The 18,810-nt window shown below is 57.7% G+C and carries 17 protein-coding genes; 6 read left to right on the top strand and 11 right to left on the bottom strand.

The features are described from left to right. Window positions 1-9: 9 nt before the first annotated feature. The 5 genes from QQG91_RS09945 to proS form a co-directional block, all read right to left on the bottom strand. Window positions 10-1,542 carry a sugar ABC transporter ATP-binding protein gene (locus QQG91_RS09945; RefSeq protein WP_285770072.1) on the bottom strand — a complete coding sequence of 511 codons (1,533 nt, stop codon included), beginning with the start codon at window positions 1,540-1,542 and terminating at the stop codon, window positions 10-12. A gap of 325 nt (window positions 1,543-1,867) precedes the next feature. Beyond that, entirely contained in the window at window positions 1,868-2,236 is a 369-nt protein-coding gene (locus QQG91_RS09950) for a c-type cytochrome (RefSeq protein ID WP_285770073.1), read from the bottom strand. 87 nt (window positions 2,237-2,323) lie between these two features. Continuing rightward, window positions 2,324-3,007, bottom strand: coding sequence for an ABC transporter ATP-binding protein (locus QQG91_RS09955; protein WP_285770074.1), 684 nt, complete (start codon window positions 3,005-3,007; stop codon window positions 2,324-2,326). Then, entirely contained in the window at window positions 3,000-4,301 is a 1,302-nt protein-coding gene (locus QQG91_RS09960) for an ABC transporter permease (protein WP_285770075.1), read from the bottom strand. Before QQG91_RS09960 ends, QQG91_RS09955 begins: the two co-directional genes overlap by 8 nt. A gap of 100 nt (window positions 4,302-4,401) precedes the next feature. Next, window positions 4,402-5,757, bottom strand: coding sequence for a proline--tRNA ligase (gene proS / locus QQG91_RS09965; RefSeq protein ID WP_285770076.1), 1,356 nt, complete (start codon window positions 5,755-5,757; stop codon window positions 4,402-4,404). 151 nt (window positions 5,758-5,908) lie between these two features. On the opposite strand from proS, the gene QQG91_RS09970 reads away from it, so the two are divergent. The 4 genes from QQG91_RS09970 to QQG91_RS09985 are packed head-to-tail and all read left to right on the top strand — an operon-like array spanning window position 5,909 to window position 11,448. Beyond that, a complete protein-coding gene (locus tag QQG91_RS09970) occupies window positions 5,909-6,973 on the top strand; it encodes an AI-2E family transporter (protein WP_285770077.1) in 1,065 nt (354 codons plus the stop codon). Next, complete coding sequence (locus QQG91_RS09975) at window positions 6,974-7,645, top strand: P-loop NTPase family protein (RefSeq protein WP_285770078.1); 672 nt, start codon at window positions 6,974-6,976, stop codon at window positions 7,643-7,645. 40 nt (window positions 7,646-7,685) lie between these two features. Next, complete coding sequence (locus QQG91_RS09980; protein ID WP_285770079.1) at window positions 7,686-9,851, top strand: RNA degradosome polyphosphate kinase; 2,166 nt, start codon at window positions 7,686-7,688, stop codon at window positions 9,849-9,851. A 46-nt stretch (window positions 9,852-9,897) separates the two neighbouring features. Next, on the top strand, window positions 9,898-11,448 hold the full coding sequence (locus tag QQG91_RS09985) for a Ppx/GppA family phosphatase (RefSeq protein WP_285770080.1): 1,551 nt from the start codon (window positions 9,898-9,900) through the stop codon (window positions 11,446-11,448). Here QQG91_RS09985 and QQG91_RS09990 read toward each other — a convergent pair. From QQG91_RS09990 to QQG91_RS10000, 3 genes are read right to left on the bottom strand one after another with little or no spacing between them, the layout of a single operon-like run. Beyond that, window positions 11,445-11,825, bottom strand: a complete 381-nt coding sequence (locus QQG91_RS09990) for a hypothetical protein (RefSeq protein WP_285770081.1) — start codon at window positions 11,823-11,825, stop codon at window positions 11,445-11,447. The genes QQG91_RS09985 and QQG91_RS09990 overlap by 4 nt on opposite strands. A gap of 36 nt (window positions 11,826-11,861) precedes the next feature. Next, window positions 11,862-12,869, bottom strand: a complete 1,008-nt coding sequence (locus QQG91_RS09995) for an endonuclease/exonuclease/phosphatase family protein (protein ID WP_285770082.1) — start codon at window positions 12,867-12,869, stop codon at window positions 11,862-11,864. Then, a complete protein-coding gene (locus QQG91_RS10000; RefSeq protein WP_285770083.1) occupies window positions 12,866-13,546 on the bottom strand; it encodes a molecular chaperone DjiA in 681 nt (226 codons plus the stop codon). Before QQG91_RS10000 ends, QQG91_RS09995 begins: the two co-directional genes overlap by 4 nt. A 163-nt stretch (window positions 13,547-13,709) precedes the next feature. Between QQG91_RS10000 and nhaA the strand changes: the two genes are divergently transcribed. Beyond that, on the top strand, window positions 13,710-14,894 hold the full coding sequence (gene nhaA / locus QQG91_RS10005; protein ID WP_285770084.1) for a Na+/H+ antiporter NhaA: 1,185 nt from the start codon (window positions 13,710-13,712) through the stop codon (window positions 14,892-14,894). A gap of 56 nt (window positions 14,895-14,950) precedes the next feature. Here the strand turns inward: nhaA and scpA are convergent, their stop codons facing one another. Continuing rightward, complete coding sequence (scpA, locus tag QQG91_RS10010) at window positions 14,951-17,077, bottom strand: methylmalonyl-CoA mutase (protein WP_285770085.1); 2,127 nt, start codon at window positions 17,075-17,077, stop codon at window positions 14,951-14,953. Then, window positions 17,064-18,095 (bottom strand): hypothetical protein, encoded by a 1,032-nt coding sequence (locus tag QQG91_RS10015; protein WP_285770086.1) that lies wholly within the window; start codon window positions 18,093-18,095, stop codon window positions 17,064-17,066. Before QQG91_RS10015 ends, scpA begins: the two co-directional genes overlap by 14 nt. A 234-nt stretch (window positions 18,096-18,329) precedes the next feature. Here QQG91_RS10015 and QQG91_RS10020 point away from each other — a divergent pair, with 234 nt between their 5' ends. Next, the gene (locus tag QQG91_RS10020) at window positions 18,330-18,662 is read left to right on the top strand and encodes a DUF4174 domain-containing protein (protein WP_352232098.1); all 333 of its coding nucleotides are present in this window, start codon (window positions 18,330-18,332) and stop codon (window positions 18,660-18,662) included. Here the strand turns inward: QQG91_RS10020 and QQG91_RS10025 are convergent. Continuing rightward, window positions 18,655-18,810, bottom strand: coding sequence for a hypothetical protein (locus QQG91_RS10025; protein WP_285770088.1), 156 nt, complete (start codon window positions 18,808-18,810; stop codon window positions 18,655-18,657). The two genes, QQG91_RS10020 and QQG91_RS10025, sit on opposite strands and share 8 nt — an antisense overlap.

Raw genomic sequence — 18,810 nt, forward strand, 5'->3', positions numbered from 1 at the left:
GTGTCCTGTTTACTCTGCTGCTTCTACGCGCTGCGTTGCGAGGGTCATGATCGCTTCTTGCGTCGCGGTCTTGCCCTCAAGCTCGCCCGTGATCCGGCCTTCGCACATCACAATGATGCGATGCGAAAGCTTGAGCACCTCGGGAAGCTCGGATGAGATGACGATGATGGCCTTACCTTCGTCTGCAAGCCCTTGAAGCAGCTTGTAGATCTCGGCCTTGGCACCGATGTCGATACCGCGGGTCGGCTCATCGAAAATGAGGATGTCGCAATCCCGCAGGAGCCACTTTGCAATAACGACCTTTTGCTGGTTGCCGCCCGATAGAAGTCGCGTTTCCTGTTCGACGGTCGGCGTTTTGACCTTGAGCTTTTGGACATATTCCTTGGCGATACTGCCGAGATCGGCATCGCGCATGAAGACACCATTGGAGGTAAACCGCTCCCAGCTTGGCATGGTGATGTTGTCACGCACCGACATGCCGGTCACAAGGCCGAAGTGTTTGCGGTCTTCACTCAGGTAAGCGATGCCGAGCTGCACTGCATCACGCGGGCTCTTGATATTGACGGCTTTGCCATGGACCTCGATCCGACCGCTGTCGACAGGATCTGCGCCAAAGATCGCGCGCGCAACCTCGGTCCGCCCTGCCCCCATCAACCCCGCAAACCCAAGGATTTCGCCCTTGTTCAGGGTAAAGTTCACATTCTGAACAGCGCGCCCTGCGTTGAGGTTCGTTACCTTGAGAGCGACCTCGTCCGACCCTTGACCATGGGCACGGCTGGTGTCGATCAGGTCGCGTCCGACCATCGCTGAAATGACTTCGCCGATGGTGGTCGTAGCGGCAGGAAGCGTGTCGATATACTGCCCGTCACGCATGATGACGATGTGATCGGCAATGCGCTTCACCTCGTCCATCTTGTGCGTGATGTAGACGATCCCGACCCCTTGGGCCTTGAGATCGTCGATGATCGCGAAAAGATGGGCAACTTCTGCCTCGTTCAAAGCAGACGTCGGCTCGTCCATGATCAGGATTTTGGAATTGTAGGACAGCGCCTTTGCAATTTCGACCAACTGCTGTCGTGCAACAGTGAGTTTACCGACTTCGACTTTGGGGTCGATGTCGACCTTCATCCGCGCGAAAATCTTGGCGGCATCGGCATTCATCCGGTCTTCGTCGACAAACATCCCAAAGGCCTTGCGAGGTTCGCGGCCGATATAGATATTTTGCGCAGCGGTCAGATCGTTCATCAAGAACAGCTCTTGGTGAATGATCCCGATCCCAAGAGCTTGGGCCGTGCGCGGGTCCGGAAGTGTCACAGGCTTTCCGCCCACACTGACGGTGCCGGCATCGGGTTGATAAACGCCCGTCAAAATTTTCATCAGGGTCGATTTACCTGCGCCGTTCTCGCCCATCAGAGCGACAACTTCTCCGGCATGCACTTTGATCTGGGCTTGGCTCAGAGCCTTGACGCCCGGAAAAGCTTTGTCGATCCCCTGTGCTTCGATCAGCACGGAACCCTTGTTGCTCTCCGCAGCAATGCTCATGAAATCCTCCCCGCAGCACTCCTCGATAGCGCCGCATCTCCTCTTCCTTGTGAAATGGTATACCTTTATCGAAAGCCTTCAATCGAAAACTTTAGATGCAGGATTTCGCATAACATCACCGGAAACAGCCTGACGGACTTCTATCAAGATACTGATTTTAAATAACAAAAATAGAGGTCAGGAGCGCAAGGTGGAGGCCGACCAAAAAACAGCCTCGGCTAAAAGTTTTGATCAAATCACATCAAACCCCTCGGGTCGATGGAATTTATCAGAGAATCAGGGAAATGGGTGCGCCCTCGAATTCCGAAGGCGCAGGAGGCTTGGATCACCCTTGGATGCTCTCCAGATAATTGGCCAAAGCATAGAGTTCGGCGGGAACAGGCGTGCGGCCAACCATAATGATATCTCCAAGGTCGGTGGCTCCGAATTCAGGCATCGCGCTGTCGCTGGAACGGTGCATGCCGTCGATCTGGCTCATGACGGCATCACGGTCGAAGACCCCGCCGTTGCGGGCTGCAATCGTGGTGAGATCGGACGGCTTGCGATCAAGCCCGTCGGCCATCGGCCCGTCTCCAAGCCCTGTCGCACCGTGGCAAGCTGCGCATTGATCGGCATAGATTTTGGCACCATCCGCGACTCTCTCTTCGGTGCAGGCCGCGAGGGCGAGAACGCCCAATACTACAAGACGCTTCATTTCTGCTCTCCTAGAAGCTGTTTTCCCCATAATCCCGCTTTGGAGCGCCGTTGTCACGGGGAAGTTTGCGCCATTGCAATGCTTTGCCTAGAGCGGCGTCAATCGCCCTGCGTCAAGCCGGAGCTGACGATCCATACGCGCAGCAAGGTCAAGGTTATGCGTCGCGATAAGCGCAGAAAGCCCCGTTTCGCGCACCAGCTCCATCAAGGCGGCAAAGACGCGGTCCGAGGTCGCAGGATCGAGGTTTCCAGTGGGTTCATCGGCCAAAAGAAGGCGCGGCTTGTTCGCAAGAGCACGGCAGAAAGCCACGCGCTGCTGCTCGCCGCCCGATAAGGCCGCGGGCCTGTGGGACGCCCGTTCCTTGATGCCGACCCGATCGAGCAGAGCAAGCGCATGCGCTTGTGCATCGGATCGGGATACACCGTTCGCCAACTGGGGCAGCACGATATTTTCAAGCGCCGAGAACTCGGGCAGCAAATGGTGGAACTGATAGACGAAACCGATATCGGTCCGACGCAGCGCGGTGCGCTGGCGGTCCCCTGCACCGCTCAAGTCCTGCCCAGCCATTTCGACGGTGCCCTGATCAGGTGTATCGAGGAGCCCCGCAATGTGAAGAAGGGTCGACTTGCCCGCACCAGAAGGCGCGACAAGGGCGACCACTTCGCCGCGCTTGACCGAAAGATCAACGCCGCGAAGGACGTTCACTTCATTGGGTTTCCCGCGATTGTAGGACTTGCAGACCCCTTGGAGCGTCAGAACGGCATCATTCATAGCGCAGTGCCTCCACAGGGTTCATGCGGGCGGCGCGGCGCGCTGGAAAATAGGTCACAACCCACGAAAGCGAGAGCGACAACGCCGTCGCCTTGAAGATATCGACAAGGTGAAGTTCAGCGGGAAGGTGATAGATATTCCGGATCGAAGGATCCCAGACCCCTCCCCCCGAGAGATAATTCACAAAGCTGAAAATGGGATCGATGTAGATAGCGAACAGACAGCCCAGCAGAACGCCCATAAGCGTGCCGACCGTGCCGATCCCCGCGCCACAGATAAAGAAGACCCGAAGGATCGACCCTTCGGTAAGGCCCATGGTGCGCAAGATCCCCACGTCGCGCCCTTTGTTCTTCACGAGCATGATCAACCCCGAAATAATATTCATCGAAGCGATCAGAACGAGGATCGAGAGGAGGATGAACATCACATTGTCCTCGACCGTCAAAGCCCGCAGGAACGCGCCCGAGCTGTCACGCCATGTCCAGCCAAGCGCACGCTCGCCTGCAACATCGAGAATAGGAGCGACATAGCGCTCGACCTCGTCGGGATCGTCGACCATGACTTCGATCTCGTCTGCGACACCGTCTTTGTCGAAGAATATCTGCGCTTCATTGATGGGGATATAGACGCGCGTGCGGTCCACGTCCCAGCGTCCCGCCGTAAAGATATAGGTCACGTCATAAGCGCTCACCCGCGGTGACGTGCCAAAGGCGGTGCGGGTGCCGTTCGGCGAAATGATCTTGATCTTATCGCCAACGGTAATTCCAAGCTCGCGCGCGACACCCGACCCGATGGCAGCACCTGCGGCAAAATCATCGATCGAGCCCCAGGACTGTTCGGGCTGGGCGACGCCGGGGATCGTCAACAAATCGGCAGGCGCAATGCCATAGACTTCGACCCCTGCATTGGCGTTGGCAAAGTTGGCCATGACTTGACCGCGGACCAAAGGCGCGGCGCGTGTGACGCCTTGGACGCCGCGAATGGCCTCGGCCATCGCTTCGTAATCGGCAATCACACGAGAGGTCTGACCTGTCTCATTGATCTCGAGCGATTGGTAAACGGTGATATGCGCATTGGAGCCAAGGATCGTGCCCACGAATTCAGAGCGGAATCCGGATCGGATCGCAAGAGTGGCAACAAGCGCAAAGACCGCAAGCGTGACCCCGATCAGGCTGATCCAGGTCATCACGCTCACACCGCCCTCGGCGCGCTTGGCCTTGATGTAGCGCCAAGCGATCATCCATTCGAAAGCAGCAAAAGGCGGCGTGGATTTTATCCGGTTCTCAAATGACATTCCCAGCCCTCAAACTATCGCCTGCCTTTGCCATATCCCGCCCCTCTCCGAAATAGAGCGGGCGGTCAAAAAAGCGGGAGCACTGCCCCCGCTTCTTCGATCATGCACCTTTGGGGTGCGGATGTTTGGCGTAGATCTCTTTGATCTTTGCAACGGCTGCCGCCGGCGAAAGTTCCTCGCTCTCGCCCGTGCGGCGCGAGGTGAGTTCGACAACACCGTTGGCAAGACCGCGCGGCCCCACCGTGATCCGCCAAGGCAGACCAATGAGATCCATGGTCGCGAATTTGCCGCCTGCCCGCTCGTTACGATCGTCATAAAGCGGTTCGAACCCGAGAGCGGTCAGCTCGTTGTAGAGGCTTTCACAAGCACCATCGGCCGCTTCGTCACCCTGCTTGAGGTTGACGATACCGACGTGGAACGGCGTGACGCCTTCGGGCCAGATGATGCCCTTTTCGTCGTGGCTGGCTTCGATGATCGCGCCAAGCAGACGCGAAACACCGATCCCGTGCGAGCCCATGTGGACGGGAACGCGGTTGCCTTCGTTGTCGACGACGGTTGCGCCCATCGGCTCGGAATATTTGGTCCCGAAATAGAAGATCTGGCCCACTTCGATCCCACGCGCCACGCGGCGACGCTCTTCGGGGATCTGGTTGAAGATCGCCTCGTCGTGGGTTTCATCGGTGCGGGCATAGCGCGAGGTGAATTCCTCAAGAACCGCCTGACATTGCTCGCGGTTGTCATAGTCGATCTCGCGATCGCCGAAGGTCAGATCGGTGATCTGGCTGTCGTAGAAGACCTCGGATTCACCTGTTTCCGCGAGAACGAGGAATTCATGCGTATCGTCGCCGCCGATGGGGCCGGAATCCGCACGCATCGGGATCGCCTGAAGGCCCATGCGCTCATAGGTGCGCAGGTAGCTCACAAGGTGACGGTTATAGGCGTGGAGCGCATCTTCTTTCGTAAGATCGAAATTATAGCCGTCCTTCATGTAGAATTCGCGGCCGCGCATCACGCCGAAACGCGGACGCACTTCATCGCGGAACTTCCACTGGATCTGATAGATTGTGAGCGGCAGGTCCTTGTAGCTGTTCACATGGGCACGGAACACATCAGTGAACATTTCCTCGGCGGTCGGGGAAAACAGCATATCGCGCTCGTGCCGGTCCTGCATCCGGAGCATTTCGGGACCGTAGGCGTCATAGCGCCCCGACTCGCGCCACAGATCGGCAGGCTGGAGCGTCGGCATCTGCATCGGGATGTGCCCCGCGCGGATTTGCTCGTCATGCACGATATTCTCGATCTTGCGCAGGACTTTGAAACCAAGCGGCAACCATGAATAAATGCCTGCGGCTTGCTGTTTGATCATACCGGCCCGCAGCATCAAGCGGTGTGAAACGATCTGCGCCTCGGCAGGGTTTTCTTTCAGAACGGGCAGGAAGTAGCGGCTCAGGCGCATGGAAACGGTCCCCGAAGGTTAGGAGTTAATCGCAAGGGGTTTACGAAAGCCCGAGCGCGCAAGCAAGCCAAGTCGAACAGTTCTGCCCAATTAGACTTGAACTCTGGCGGGCTTGCGCCGAAATATGCACCAAGATTTGAGGAATTCATTCATGGCTCTGCCGATCAAAGACCAAGTCCGCTATTGGGTTGTTGCCGCTGCCGCGCTTTCGGTCAGCCTCTGGTTTCTGGGCGATGTGATCCTGCCCTTTGTCCTCGGTGGAGCGATTGCCTATCTTCTCGACCCTATCGCCGACCGACTGGAGGCCTTGGGCCTGACCCGTGCGATGTCCGTTGCGACGATAACCATCGTGGCGATTTTGCTCTTTGTGATCCTCGCGCTTTTGGTCATTCCGACTCTCGTCCAGCAAACGGGGCAGCTTATCAACACCGCGCCCGCGCTCTTCGAAAACCTGCAACAGTGGCTCACAGAGCGCTTTCCCTCGCTGATCGATCAGGAAAGCATGATCCGCCAGCAGCTTGCCGCAACGGGCGAAACGATCAAGTCCAAGGGCGGCGAGCTTCTTAATAGCGTGCTGACCTCGGCCATGAGCCTTTTCAATATCCTCATCCTGTTGATCGTTGTTCCTGTCGTGACTTTTTACCTCTTGCTCGACTGGGACAACATGGTCGCCCGCGTAGACGAGCTTTTGCCGCGCGACCACGCTCCCGTTGTGCGCCAATTGGCCAAACAGGTGGATGCGACCCTCGCCTCCTTTATCCGCGGCCAAGGCACGGTCTGTCTGATCCTCGGGTCCTTTTATGCGATTGCCCTGATGCTGGTCGGGCTTCAATTCGGACTTGTTGCGGGTGCAGTGGCAGGCGCTTTGACCTTTATCCCCTATGTCGGTGCAATTGTCGGCGGCGCTCTGTCCATCGGCCTTGCGATCTTCCAGTTCTGGGGGGAATGGACATGGATCGCAGCTGTCGCGGGCATCTTTGCCGTGGGCCAGTTCCTCGAAGGCAACGTTCTGACGCCCAAACTCGTGGGAAGCAGCATCGGCCTTCATCCCGTCTGGCTGATCTTTGCGCTCTCGGTTTTCGGGTCTCTGTTCGGGTTTGTCGGGATGCTTGTCGCAGTGCCCGTGGCCGCCGTTCTGGGTGTGTTTGCACGCTTTGCAATTGCGCACTACAAGGAAGGCAGGCTTTACAAGGGTCTGAGCGGAAACGACGAGTAAATGGCGGAACAACTGAACTTTGACTGGCCGACGCGTGTTGCTCTCGGCCCTGACGATTATTTCGTCTCGGAAGCCAATGTTCAGGCCTATGCCATGCTCAAGGCTCCCGAAAGTTGGCCCGAAGGTAAACTTGCACTTATCGGACCTAAATCATCGGGGAAGAGCCATCTGGCGCGTGTTTTCCGTCACTTTTTCAATGCCAGTATCATTTCGGCTGCAAACCTCGAAGTGACAGAGGCGCTGCGCTCTGCACCGGCGCTTGTGATCGAAGATATGGAGACGCTCGGCTCGGACAAGGAAGAAGAGCTCTTCCATCTCCACAATCACCTGCGCCAGCGTCGGGTTCCCTTGTTGATGACCTCGGTCAAAGCGCCCAGCGCTTGGACCATCACGCTCCCCGATCTTGCCAGCCGTATGCAGGCCACTTCGGTGGTGAGCATCGACGATCCCGACGACCGCCTCTTGTCCGCAATCTTGATGAAGCTTTTTCAGGACCGGCAGATCGCACCCAAGCCCCAACTCATCGAGTATCTTTCGACGCGCATCGAGCGATCTTTTGCCGCCGCCGCCGAGATTGTCGACCTTCTCGACCGCGAGGCATTGGCCCAAGGTAAACCGCTCAACATCATGCTCGCTCGAACGTTGCTGGACAAAGACGTCGCCCTTGGGTGATAGTCACAAAACCTTTTCATTTCGGCGGCATATGCCCAGCATGACACTCTCGAACTTTCTAGATTCGCCATTCCCCGAAGCCGTCGATCTTGATGCCGATCTGACAGGTCCGTCCCGTTTCTATAATCGGGAACTGAGCTGGCTCGGGTTCAACTGGCGTGTGCTTGAAGAGGCTGAAAATCCGCGCACCCCGCTTCTGGAGCGGCTGCGCTTTTTGTCGATCTCGGCCACCAACCTTGATGAATTCTACACTGTTCGGGTAGCAGGTCTTCGCGAACTCAAGCGTGCAGGAAATACCACACCCGCGCTTGATGGTCTGACACCTGCTGAACAGCTTGTCTTGATCGACCTTGATGCCCGCCGCCTCATGGCGCGACAGCAAACGGTGTATGACTCTTTGCGCGTTGAGATGGCCGAACGTGGACTGTCGATCCTTGGTCGTGCCGATCTTGCCGAAAGCGATCTTCCCTATCTCGAAGATTTCTTTCTGAACAAAGTGTTCCCCGTGCTTTCGCCGCTTGCCGTCGACCCTGCGCACCCCTTCCCGTTCATTCCGAACGAAGGATTTGCGCTGGCGCTCTCGCTTGAAAGCGCAACGCGCCCTGCGCTTCGTGCGCTGCTCCCCGTCCCGCACCAGATCGACCGTTTTATCCGCCTTCCTTCTGAAACGGGCCTACGCTTCTTGCCTTTGGAGGAGCTCCTTCTCCTTCACATCGGGCAACTCTTTCCCGGCTACAAGATCAAAGGCCACTGCGCCTTTAACGTGCTGCGCGACAGCGATCTTGAAGTCGAAGAAGAGGCCGAGGATCTCGTCCGCGAATTCGAAGTGGCACTGAAACGGCGGCGGCGCGGTGAAGTCGTGCGCATGAAAATGTCCTGCGGGTCCCCGAGCGCGCTCAAAAAGCTTATCATGAGCGAACTGCATGTGACCGAGGACGAGGTTGTCGAAGTCGAAGGGCTTATCGGCATCGCCGACCTCAGCGAGCTTGTCGTCGACGATTTCCCAGACCTCCTTTGGCCGCCCTACAGCCCGCGTGTTCCCGAACGGGTGCAGGACCATGATGGCGACATGTTCTCGGCGATCCGTCAGAAGGACATGCTTCTCCATCACCCTTATGAAACCTTCGACATGGTGGTGCGGTTCCTCAAGCAAGCTGCTGCCGACCCCGATGTGGTTGCGATCAAACAGACGCTTTACCGGACCTCCAAGAACTCGCCCATCGTCGAGGCGCTTTGCGAGGCTGCCGAAGACGGGAAATCCGTCACCGCGCTTGTCGAACTCAAGGCTCGCTTCGACGAAGCCGCAAATATCCGACAGTCCCGCCGTCTGGAACGCGCAGGCGCCCATGTGGTTTACGGGTTCACCCAATATAAAACCCACGCCAAGATCAGCACGGTCGTGAGGCGCGAAGGCGACCAACTCGTCACTTACACGCATTACGGCACGGGCAACTATCACCCGATTACCGCCCGCATCTATACCGATCTCAGCCTCTTTACCTGCGATGCAAAGCTCGGACGGGACGCGACCAAGGTTTTCAATTTCCTTTCGGGTTATGCCCAACCAGACGGGCTTGAAAACCTTGCTATTTCGCCGCTGACGCTCAAGCCGACCTTGCTGAAGATGATCGCGAACGAGGCCGAACACGCGCGCAATGGCCGCCCTGCGATGATTTGGGCCAAGATGAACAGCCTGATCGAGAAAGACGTGATCGACGCGCTCTACGAAGCCAGTCAGGCGGGCGTAAAGATCAGCCTTGTCGTCCGCGGCATTTGCGGCTTGCGTCCGGGCATCAAAGGTCTTTCGGAAAATATCCGCGTCAAATCCATCATCGGACGATTTCTTGAACACAGCCGCATCGTCTGCTTCGGCAATGGTTACGGCTTACCTTCGAAAAAGGCGCGTGTGTTCATTTCTTCTGCCGACTGGATGAGCCGAAATCTCAATCGCCGTGTCGAGACACTTATCGAAATCACGAACCCCACGGTCCAAGCCCAGATCGTAAGCCAGATCATGGCGGCGAACATGGCGGATGTTGCCCAAAGCTGGGTGATGGCGGCAGACGGCAAATTCTATCGCCCCGAGATCAAAGACGGTGACTTTGCCTTTAGTTGTCACCGCTTCTTTATGGAAAACCCTTCGTTGTCGGGACGCGGATCGGCAGGCGCGAGTGACGTCCCGCAACTCACGCACACCGAAGATTGACTCTGAAGCTCTGCTTGGCCAAAGGTCGGGATGAATGGGAGAATTCATGACCGACTCTACAGAAGCCGAGCTGAGCGAATGGGGTCCCTTCGGGCGCCCGATCTTTGATGACCCACAAGCGCGAGCTCTTTCGCGTGTCGGCGTTGTTGACGTCGGATCGAACTCGGTTCGACTCGTTGTCTTTGACGGTGCGGCACGCTCACCCGCTTATTTCTACAACGAAAAAATTATGTGTGCGCTGGGCGCAGGCCTTGGCGAAACGGGCCGGCTCAACCCGACGGGACGCGTGCGCGCTCTCAATGCCATCAAACGCTTTGCCGCCCTTGCGGATGGTATGGGGATTTCGCCCCTGACCGCTGTCGCAACCGCAGCCGTGCGCGAAGCCGAGGACGGCGAGGAGTTTCGGCGCGAGGTGTTCGAACAAACGGGCATCCGGCTTTATGTGATCGATGGTCGCGAAGAAGCGCGTCTGTCGGCCCAAGGTGTGCTTCTCGGCTGGCCCGGTTCCTATGGTCTTGTCTGTGACATCGGCGGCTCGTCGATGGAACTTGCCGATATCGCAGACGGCAAAGTCGGCGAACGCGTGACCTCCCCCCTCGGTCCGCTCAAGCTTCGTAATTTCAAGAGCAAGAAAGACCTCAAGGCCCATATCAAAACCATCGTCGGTGATCTTCACGCCAAGATGAACAAGGAAACGGGCATGCGGCTCTTCCTTGTCGGCGGGTCGTGGCGGGCGATTGCACGCGTCGATATGGAGCGGCGCGGCTATCCTCTCACCGTTCTGCATGAATACCGCATGAATGCCCGCAACATCGCGACGACGGCCGATTATATCGCGTCGGCAAATCTTGATGACTTGCGCGGACGTTGCGGGATTTCATCCGACCGTATGGCGCTTGTCCCGATTGCGATCCTTGTTCTTCGCGAACTCGTCAAGACGTTCAAGCCCAAGGACATCACTATTTCGTCCTATGGCATCCGCGAAGGCATGCTCTATGAGCAAATGCCACAGGAGCTTCGGGATCGTGACCCATTGATCGAGGCCTGTCGGTTCGCCGAGGCCAAGGATGCGCGCCTCCCCGGTTTCGGCAAGGTTCTCTATGACTTTGTCACGCCGCTCTTTCCAAAAGCCAATTGGCAAAAACAGCGGATCATCAAAGCTGCCTGTCTTTTGCACGACGTGACATGGCGCGCGCACCCCGACTATCGCGACGAGATCGCCTTTGACAACGCGACCCGTGCGAACCTTGGCGGACTCAAGCATTCGGAACGCGTCTTCCTCGGACTTTCACTTCTTCACCGCTATTCGAACAAGCGGGAAGGATCACGGTTCGAGCCGCTGTTTCGCATGCTGACAGACGACGAAGTTCGGGATGCAGAGGTCTTGGGCAAGGCCATGCGGCTTGGCGCTATGATCTGGCTGAACGCGGATGAACAATTCGGCTCGCTTCAGTGGAAACCGAAGAAACGCGAACTCAAGCTCGTTCTGAACGCGCACGCAGAGCCACTCTTCGGTGAGGTCGCCCAAAGCCGCCTTGCCGCCTTGGCAAGTGCGCTATCGGCAACTTCGACCGACGTTGTCATCCTGAAAGATTAAAGCTCGATATCCGTCGGGGGCGCTTCGCCCTCGGGCGGGACATAGGCGGGCGCGTCTTTTTCGCGACGGATGACGATATCACCATTCGGGAGCACTTGTGGCTTCTCGTAATAGGAAAAATCGTCGATCTGGTTGAGCGCTTCGACCAGTGAAGGACCCATTTCAAGCAATAGCGCCCGCAGTTGCGGCCCCGCCTCTTCAACCAATTCCTGGAACTCATTCATAGTCGGCTCGAGCTCGTTGAAAATGCCCTGCATAAAAAGCTGGACACCTTTTTCCATGAGATCGAAGCCTTCTGAATCCTCAGTCGTGTCCTGAGCGAAAACAGGGGCGCTGCACAGGGCGAGAGCGAAAATCGGGGCGTAAAACTGCTTCATGGATCCCATATATGGGCTCTTGGGCAAAACGCCAAATCACAAGTCGATGTCAAGCGTGACGGGGAAATGATCCGACGCGGTCAAGAGCGCATCCCGAAGCTCGGATTGGCGGTAACATCCCGCGTTTTCAAAGGGATGCCATATCGCCCAGCGCGGGCCAAGCGCCCGAAGGCGCGGCGAAACCATGATATAGTCCAGAAGGGCCGAGAGGTAATTTCCCTCTGGCGGTATGCGGAACCTCGAGGTGGTCGGGCTTGCTCCAATGCGCTGCGTGATCGCAAGGGCCGCATGCGGGTCATAAAGCTTTTCCCCGCCGTCTTCCCCCAAGACGATCTCGACCGAAGAGCGGCCGAAGAGTTTCTCGTATTCGTCCAGCCCCGGACCATCATTGAAATCCCCCAAGACGATGACATCGTCCCCTGCCTCGAGATCTTCGACCACGCGTTTGCGCAGCCAGATACATTGGGCCAATTGCTTGCGTCTATTCTCGATGCTGATCCGAAGAATTTCGGCAGGATCACTCGACCCATAGGGCGCCTTTGATTTGGCATGCACCCCGATCATCCGAAAGGCTTTGCCGCTGGCCAAAGCGCGAACGGCAACCTCGAAGGGCGGCTTGCTCCACCGCACCAGATCGGGCGCGGCATCCGTGTCGAGGTCGATCGCGAAAGCACCATCAAAGCGCGGAACGGCCTCTGTCTCGCGCGGATCGTGCCGCGCCTCGAGAACGTGCGGATCAAAGAGCAGCGCAATTTCCTGTTGGGTCGTATTACCGAAGCCGATCATCGCCTTCGACGCACGAAGCCCGAACCGTTCGGCAAAGGTTTCCAAAGCAAGACGGGACGATCTGCGGCGGTTCTCGTCGGGGGCTTCGATCACCATGATCGCATCCGCGTCGATGGCACCGAATACCTTGCCCAAGGCAAGGATTTGTTCGCGCCGCGTCACGTCGAGACGACCCGAACCCTGATCATCCTCGAGGAGCCGACCCGCATCGTCAAACAGGTTGGAAAACCATTCGACGTTGTAGGTCGCGATCCTCATGGACGCATCCTGTTGATCTCTTCCCAGGCCGCATTGATGGCCGCCATCCTGACTTCGGCCATCTTGATCGCTTCTTCGGGAACACCGCGAGCCATCATCTGATCGGGGTGGCTTTCTTTTACGGCAGCCCGCCAAGCAGCGCGAATTTCCTCTTTTGACGCGTCGTGTGGCACGCCGAGCACATCAAAGGGATCGCGCTCGGCATCCGGAACGAAACGCGCGCGGATCGTTTTGAAACGGCGTTCGTCGAAACCGAAGATCGCGGCAACACGCTCGAGAAACTCATCCTCTCCGGGATGGTATTCCCCATCGGCCAGAGCTATATGAAAGAGACCTTCCATCAAGTCGCAAAGCGGTTCCGTCTCGTCCCCGAACATGCGCTTGACGCTGAGCGCATAGTCCTCGAACCCCGCAACATCCTGCCTTGCAAGGTTGAAGACCCGAGCGGCCTTGCCCTCGTCCTCGGGCGGGATCGAAAAGACTTCACGAAACGCAGTGACCTCGTCGCGGGTCACAAGCCCGTCTGCCTTGGCCATTTTCGCCCCAAGGGCAATCACCGCAATGGCAAAAGCGACAGACCGCTCGGGAGGGGTGCGCAAACGTTCGAAAATGGACGCAAGGCTTTCGCCCTTTGCAAGGGCGGCGATCGCCTCGGCAATCTTGCTCCAGATCGACATTCAACGCTCCAAGTCGCTTTTTTCCCTTATTTGCACGATGAGAACGGGGTTCCAATCCTATTTCCGACATAATCGCTCGAATTTATTCGGAACAAAGGTTGATCGTGGCGCGTTACACCATAGGTGTAGTTAGCACCCAGTCCCTTTTATCTTGGAGTCTTCAATGTCCCTAGGCACCGCCCTTAACCGGTTCTTCAAGCACGATGCTGCCGGTGGTATCGTCTTGATGGGAGCAGCTGCTCTCGCTTTCATCGTCGCAAACTCGTCCTTGTCGGGCGGTTATCATTCCGCTCTGAATACCTATCTGGCGGTCACCCTTGATGGTGAGGGGCTTCAAAAACCTCTGATCCTCTGGATCAACGACGGCCTGATGGCCATCTTCTTCTTTTTGATCGGCCTCGAACTCAAGCGCGAGATGCTTGAAGGTAAACTCAAGAACCCACGCGATGTGCTCCTTCCAGGGGCGGCAGCTGTTGGCGGTATGATCGCGCCTGCTTTGATCTTCTTGCTCTTTAACTGGGGCAATGCCGAAACAATCCACGGCTGGGCCATCCCCGCGGCGACGGACATTGCATTTGCCGTTGGCGTTCTGGCACTTCTGGGCACCCGCGCCCCTGCAGCGCTCAAGATCTTCTTGTTGACGCTCGCGATCCTCGATGACCTCGGTGCAATCATCATTATCGCGCTCTTCTACACGGCCGAACTGAAAATCGATTACCTGTGGCTCTCGCTCATTCCTCTCGCCGGTCTGTGGTGGTGTCACTACAAGAAAATCCACCGCATTGCCCCGATTATCCTTCTGGGTGTCGTGCTTTGGTTCCTTGTCCTCAAATCCGGTGTTCACGCAACGCTTGCAGGCGTCATCACCGCATTCTTTGTGCCGCTCAAGGACCGCTTCGGCAAATCGCCGCTTCATGCGCTCGAGCATGCCCTTTCGCCCTATGTCTTCTTCCTGATCGTGCCGATTTTTGCGTTTTCCAACGCAGGCGTCGTTCTGAGCGGTCTGGGTCTCGAAGATCTGGTCTCTGCGCTTCCGCTCGGGATCGCACTTGGCCTCTACATCGGCAAGATGATCGGTGTGTTCGGCGTAACCTGGCTCTTGGTAAAGCTCGGCACTGCAACGCTGCCCAGTGGCGTCACCTGGCAGCATATCTTCGGTGTCGCCTGTCTTGCGGGTATCGGCTTCACCATGTCGCTCTTTATCGGCGGCCTGAGCTTTGGTGAAGGTGCGTTGATGAACGAAGTGCGCGTCGGCGTTCTTGGCGGCTCGCTGTTGTCGGCGGTCACGGGGTATCTTGTGCTCTATACCGCAGGCTCCAAGGTCGCCAAACCGGTCGCAGCCGAATAACACAAAACAAAAAGGCCGGCGAAACGCCGGCCTTTCTCATTTTAGGTAAACGGACCTTAGCTACGGGTCTCGGCCAGAATACGCAGAATATCCGAAGCCGCTTTGGGGATATTGGTCCCGGGACCAAAGATCGCTTTGACGCCCGCATCATAGAGATACTGATAGTCCTGCTGCGGGATCACCCCACCACAAATCACGATGATATCCTCGGCCCCTTGGGCGCGCAGCGCTTCGACCAGCTTGGGCGCGAGGGTCTTGTGACCGGCGGCTTGGGACGAGATGCCCACGATATGCACATCGTTGTCGATGGCATCCTGTGCCGCTTCTTCGGGGGTCTGGAACAGAGGGCCGACGTCCACGTCGAACCCGATATCGGCAAAAGCGGTCGCGATGACCTTGGCCCCGCGATCGTGACCGTCCTGCCCCATTTTGACGACGAGCATACGCGGACGGCGGCCTTCGGCTTCGGCGAATTTCTCGACCTCTTTCTGAATGGCGGCAAACCCTTCGTCACCCTCGTAGGCAGAACCGTAAACACCGGCGAGTGTCTTGATCTCGGCGCGGTGGCGTCCAAAGATTTTCTCCATAGCCATGCTGATCTCTCCTACGGTGGCACGGGCACGCGCGGCATCGACGGCGGCCTCAAGGATATTGCCCCCCTCACTCGCACGGCGCGTGATTTCGGCAAGCGCCGCTTGGCACTGGGCTTCGTCGCGGGTGGCGCGAATGCTCTCCAGACGTGCGATCTGGTTCTTGCGGACGGCGGCATTGTCGATGTCGAGAATGTCGAGCGGGTCTTCCTTTGCCAGACGATACTTGTTCACGCCGACGACAACCTCTTCGCCGCGGTCGATCATTGCCTGACGTCGTGCTGCGCTCTCTTCGATGCGGAGCTTTGGCATCCCCGAGGCAACTGCCTTGGTCATACCACCCATTTCCTCGACCTCTTCGATCAGCTTCCAGGCCTCTTCGGCAAGCTGATGCGTCAGGGTTTCGATATAGTAAGACCCCGCGAGCGGATCGACCACATTGGTGATCCCCGTCTCTTCCTGAAGGATTAGCTGGGTGTTGCGGGCAATGCGGGCGGAAAACTCGGTCGGAAGAGCAATGGCCTCGTCAAGTGCATTGGTGTGGAGCGACTGGGTTCCGCCCAAAGCGGCGGCCATCGCCTCATAGGCTGTGCGGACCACGTTGTTGTAGGGGTCTTGTTCCTGAAGCGACACGCCCGAAGTCTGGCAATGGGTGCGCAGCATCGACGAACCCGGCTTCTTGGGATTGAACTCGGACATGATGCGGTGCCAAAGAAGACGCGCCGCGCGAAGCTTGGCCACTTCCATGAAGAAATTCATACCGATCGCGAAGAAGAACGACAGACGCGGAGCAAAGGTGTCGACATCCATGCCGGCCTTGATCGCGGTGCGGACATATTCACGCCCATCGGCAAGCGTAAAGGCAAGCTCCTGCACGAGGTTCGCGCCCGCTTCCTGCATGTGATAGCCCGAGATCGAGATCGAGTTGAACTTGGGCATCTCGTTCGAGGTGTATTCGATGATATCCGAAATTATCCGCATCGAAGGCTCGGGCGGATAGATATAGGTGTTGCGAACCATGAACTCTTTGAGAATGTCGTTCTGGATGGTCCCCGAAAGAGCGGCGCGAGCGACGCCCTGCTCTTCGCCTGCGACGATGAAGTTGGCGAGGATCGGGATCACGGCACCGTTCATGGTCATAGAGACCGACACTTTGTCCAGTGGAATGCCGTCGAAGAGGATCTTCATGTCCTCGACGCTGTCGATTGCCACGCCTGCCTTGCCCACATCGCCCTCCACACGCGGGTGATCCGAGTCGTAACCACGGTGCGTGGCGAGGTCGAACGCAACCGAAACGCCTTGGCCACCGGCAGCGAGTCCCTTGCGGTAAAAGGCGTTCGACTCTTCGGCGGTGGAGAAACCGGCATATTGGCGAATGGTCCAGGGACGCCCTGCATACATGGTTGCACGCGGCCCGCGGGTATAAGGCGCGTCACCGGGGATCGAGCCGAGATGCGGCAAACCGTGAAGGTCCTCTTCGGTGTAAAGCGGTTTGACCTTGATCCCTTCGAGCGTGTTCCACGTCAGATCATCGAGCTCTCGCCCGCGCAGTTCCCCTTTGGCCAATTCGGCCCATTTTTCAGTGTTTGCCATAGAGACGTCCTCCTGTGACCGACGCGGCAAGCCTATTGGCCGCCAAAGCGCCGCAAACTTCTGTCTGTGTCTTGTTGAATGGATAGTTTCTCTGCGCCTCGGGCGCATGTTCGTAAAAGGTCGCAGCCCCGTCCGCTCCCGAACGAAGCCAGTCAAGATCGGCCTCATACTGCGACCGGAAGTGGTAACTTTGTCGATCGCTGAACGGCTTCCAACGACCGTTTCCTTTCGGCAGTGGCCGCGCGTCTTGCCCCGCATCATCGAGGACGCGGCGCAGACGATCGAGTGTGGGGCTCTTGTTGCACCAGATCTCGGCGCTCCTCGGAGCGGAACGCCCCGTCAGCGCCGAAAACGCGACATTCGGTCTGGCGGCAAAGCCGTCAAAGGACCAGACCACCACTTCGGCACGCGGGAACGCCCGCGCTGCATCCGTGATCACGTGCCGCCAGCGACGCGGCTGGTGCACAAGCTGTTCGAGATCATGCAAGTTCGGGAACCGGTGCCCCCGCGCAACCGCAAAGGCGAGCGCCGAGGACCAATAGCTCTCATAGTCTCGCACGGCGATCCCGATCCGCGTGCAACGGTCCGAAAAAGAGGTCCGGAACCGATCGAGCCGTTCGAGAACGTTGGGATAAAGCGCCGAGCTGCGAAGGTTGTCCCGCGCTGCACCGATCATATTCTCTTCCGACACGACCAGTGCCTCGAACCCTTGGTTCTCAAGGCGTTGCGTCTCGATGCGGATAAGACCCGACGAGCGTGCTGCGCGCAGAACATGGGTTGGGGAATTGTCCTCGGGACGCCCGATCAGACCCGCAAACATCCCCGAACGGGTTCTCTCCGGCGTCCATACCGCGACACGCTGTGCGGCGAGCGCGCCCCGCTCGCGTTCAAGATAGGTCTGGAACGACGTCGTCGCCGTCCGATGGGCACCCAAATGTAAAATCACGTCCACAACACGCCAAGCCTCGCGAAGATGGGCTCCGCAGCGCGAAACCTGTTTCTTGATGAGGCCGATCATGAGCGTTCGCTCCTGACCGAAGGCTTAATGTTAAAATTGTTCGTGTAGGTCCCCTCTTGGGCCTTAGACTTGTCCCAAAGAGGCCCTATATTGCTCTGTATGATCAGAGCAGCATTACGCACCATCCCGTTGATAGTTTTATGCTTTGCGCCACTTACAGCCGTCGCGCAAGACACGTCACCCACGCGCTGGGAAGCAGACAAAACGACTGTATTCAACGCATCCGAGATAAATTTGAATGATTTTATCTGGCTTGCGCGCCCTGTTGTTCTCTTTGCCGATACGCCAAATGATCCCAACTTCAAGCACCAGCTCGATCTCTTGGCCGAGCGCCCCGAGGATCTTGCCGAGCGAGATGTCGTCATCATCACAGATACCGATCCGAGTGCCGCATCGGATATCCGGCTGAAACTGCGCCCGCGCGGGTTCCAGTTGGTGCTGATCGACAAGGATGGTCGTGTTGCATTGCGCAAGCCCGCCCCTTGGACGATCCGCGAAATCAGCCGTTCCATTGATAAATCGGCACTTCGCCAACAGGAAATCGAGGATCGTAGGATCATCAACTGATCCTCAAAAGGCTATAGGCCGCCATGGCCGCCATCGGCGACGCACAGGCGGCCAGCTCGGGCACGAACCAAAAGGTCGCGGCGCACCACGAAAGGAAGGCAAGGCCGAAGCCTGCGGTTTCCTTGAGGATGATGCGCCCCTCGTTCAC

Origin of the sequence: Marivivens sp. LCG002, assembly GCF_030264275.1 — a bacterium.
In the GTDB taxonomy this organism is placed as follows: domain Bacteria; phylum Pseudomonadota; class Alphaproteobacteria; order Rhodobacterales; family Rhodobacteraceae; genus Marivivens.